The sequence below is a fragment of the Streptomyces sp. WAC05374 genome (assembly GCF_004353505.1).
Lineage (GTDB): Bacteria > Actinomycetota > Actinomycetes > Streptomycetales > Streptomycetaceae > Streptomyces.
Genome location: NZ_SMNQ01000055.1, coordinates 1 through 316 on the forward strand (window position 1 = coordinate 1; position 316 = coordinate 316).

Consider the following 316-nt stretch of genomic DNA (forward strand, 5'->3'; position numbering starts at 1 on the left):
GCGGTGCGGGAACGGGGCGGCAACGGTCCCGGTGGTGGCCGGCCGTGGTGCCTTCCGCTGGCCGAACGGGTGCTGCTGGTGGCCGTGTACTACCGCACGAACCTTACGATGCGGCAGCTCGCACCGCCTTTCGGGTGCTCGCCGGCCACCGTCTGCCGGGTCATTAAGCGTCTGCGACCCTTGCTCGCCCTGGAGCCGGTGCCGAGGCCGGTGGCGGGCGTGGAACGGTTATGGATCGTGGACGGCACCTTGGTCCCGGTTCGTGACCGAACGGTCGGCGCCTCCTCGCGCAACTACCGGTTCTCCGCGAACGTGC

General features: G+C 70.3%; 1 protein-coding gene. It reads left to right on the plus strand.

Annotation, left to right across the window (positions count from 1 at the left end; genetic code table 11):
- The coding region (locus tag E2B92_RS32510; RefSeq protein ID WP_133087800.1) for a helix-turn-helix domain-containing protein at positions 1-316 on the plus strand (316 nt) is incomplete at both ends.